At 76.4% G+C, this 2,555-nt stretch carries 1 protein-coding gene and 1 pseudogene; one reads left to right on the forward strand and one right to left on the reverse strand.

The window, feature by feature from the left end; translation table 11 throughout:
* Positions 1 to 2,075, reverse strand: a 2,075-nt coding sequence (locus AADR41_RS41875; RefSeq protein ID WP_342287696.1) for a helicase-associated domain-containing protein, incomplete at its 3' end; no start/stop codon positions are given.
* A gap of 75 nt (positions 2,076 to 2,150) precedes the next feature.
* Between AADR41_RS41875 and AADR41_RS41880 the strand changes: the two are divergent.
* Positions 2,151 to 2,555, forward strand: a pseudogene (locus tag AADR41_RS41880) (hypothetical protein); the annotation flags it as partial.

Raw genomic sequence — 2,555 nt, forward strand, 5'->3', positions numbered from 1 at the left:
GTGCGGGGCGGGGTGCGGCGGGCGCCCGCGCGGGTGATCAGGACGTCGCCCTCGGCGGACTCGGCGGCCGGGGCGTAGCCCATCTCGCGCAGCCCTTCGAGCAGGGACGCCGGGTCGACCTGGGCGGCCAGGGCGGTCGGCGCGAGACGGCGCAGCCGCAGGGTGACCGAGCGCTTGTCGGCCAGGATCTCGTTCAGCACGGCCTCGTCGTCGCAGCGCACGTACGAGGAGGCGGCGCCGATCCGCAGATGACCGTGGCGGCGGGCCACGTCGTCGATGAGGTAGCTGAGCGGCTGCGGGACGGGCGTGCGGCTGTGCGCGGCGAGGAAGGCGTGCAGATCGGTCGCGGACTGCCCGGCGTCCAGGGCGCGGCGCACCGAGCCGGGGGTGAAGCGGTAGACCGTCGCGCCGCCCTTCGACTCGATGTCCGCGAGGGCGGAGAGCATGTCCGCCAGCGGGCGCTCCAGCGGGCCGGGGGCGACGGCCGTGAGGTCGGCCTGGAGCAGGACGTGGTCCAGCGGTTCCGGGATGAGCGGCGCGAGCAGGGCGGCGGCCTCGGCCGGTCCGGCGTCGAGCAGGGCGCGGGTGTGCGTGGCGAGCGCGCCGCGGCCGGTGATGCCGAGCAGTTCGGACTCGTTGAGCGTCCACAGGGCGATCCGGGACCGCAGATCGGTGGTGTCCCCGGCGGAGACGGAGGCGCCGCGCAGGGGACGCTCCCAGCGCAGCCGGGCGAGGACGGTCTCCGGGTCGGCGGCGGTGCCGGGCTCCAGGGCGGCGAGCAGGGCGAGGACCCGGTGGCGTACCTCCGGGGCGGCGGAGCGGTCGAGTTCGGGGCCCAGCGCGGACAGGGCCCGGCCCTTGGCGTCCTGGCCGCCGACGAGGCCCGAGGTGCGGGTCGCGGCGAGCCAGGCGGTGGCGAGGTGTGCCCAGCGGTCCTGTGCGGGGAGTTCGGCCCAGTCGTCGTACGCGGGCGTCGGCGCGTACCGCTCGTCGGCCTCGCCGTCGGAGGCCAGCAGTCCGGCCGCGAAGGCGAGTTCGGCCCAGAACGCGGCGACCGGCTCGGGGACCTCCAGGGCGGTGGCGGTCCTCTTCAGTTCGCGGACGCTGAGCCCGCCGGCCCGCAGTATCGGGGGCCCGCCGCCGTTCCAGCTCTTCAGCAGCTCCTCGACGGTGTTCACGGCCAGCAGCGCCTGACCGGCCGCCGCACTGTCCACAGCCTGTGGATCGCGGACGGCGACCGCCTCCACGACCGGCGGCCGCGGCTCCGGCACTCGGTGGGCGCGTCCCGCCCGCAGGTGCAGGGCGGCCTCGCGGGGCAGCACCACGGTGCGGGTCGACACCGGCAGCAGCAGCCCGTGGTCGCGCAGCCACTTCACCGGCGGGGTGGGATTCGGGGTCACCTCCCCGTACGGCGGCCCCCAGACCAGCCGGTCCAGCACGGACAGGGCCTCGGCCGGGGCGGAGTCCAGCAGCTCGCCCATCCTGGTCCGGTCGGTGAAGAGCGCGGCCAGGGCGGTCACGGCGGAGACCGGATCGTGCGTGGCGGGCAGTCCGGCCGCGGCCAGGATCTCCTGGAGGCGGCCCGGGGACATGCCGGAGGTCGCCTCGGCGACGGTCGGCCCGAGACCGGTGGGGGAGGCGTGCTGCGGGGACGGCGCGAGGATCTCGCGCGCCGTGCGCACCAGCCGCAGCCGCTCGTCCTCACCCCAGACGAGGGCCTGTTCGCGCAGCGTGGCCAGGGCGCCGGGCAGCGCGTCGGAGATCGCCGCGCCCGCGTCGTCACGGTGCTCGCCGTCGTCCCGGCCGTCGCCGGTGAGCAGCCCGAGCAGCGTCTCGTACGGGGCGGGGTCGGCGGCCACCGCGAGCGCCTCGGCGGTCTGCAGCGCGAACCGGTCGAGGTGCTCCAGCGCGCGTACGACCGAGGCACGGGTGCCGGCCCTCGTCGCGAGCTGGGTGATGTCGCCCGGCACCGGGTTGAGGAGATCGGGGCGGGCGCGCAGCAGCCCGGCCAACGACTCGTCGTCCCGGGCCCGGAGAGCTTCGGCGAGCGTCCGCGGTGGTGTGGTCATCCCCATCCGTCCCACGGTAGTCGCTCCGGACAGGCCCGAGGGCGCTACCGTCGGTGCAGGGCGGTAGAGGGGAACGATCGCGTGGGGATCGAGAGCGACCAGCTGGTCTACGACTATCTGAGCCGGGTCGGGGACCTGGCACAGCAGCAACAGCTGTCCTCGGCCGCCAGGATGAGGCTGGTCTCGACGCTCCGGGGCGAGATCGACCGGCAGCGCGGAAAGCAGTCCGGGGACAGCCCGGCGGCGGTCCGCCGCATCATCGGGAGGCTCGGCGAACCGGACGAACTGGTGGCCGCCGCGGCCGCGTCGGGCGACGGCACGGTGGAGCTCGCGGGGCGGCCGGAGCCCGCGCCGGAGGAGGGGCGGGGCATTCCGCGCCCGCGCAAGGGGGTGCTCCGCAAGGACGGCCGGAAAGACGGTTCCGGCAAGGGCGCGTCGCGGCCGCAGGAGCCCGGCCCCGGTGCGCCGGGCGCCCCCGATGCGCCC

This window comes from Streptomyces sp. CLV115 (assembly GCF_038448545.1).
GTDB lineage: Bacteria > Actinomycetota > Actinomycetes > Streptomycetales > Streptomycetaceae > Streptomyces > Streptomyces sanglieri.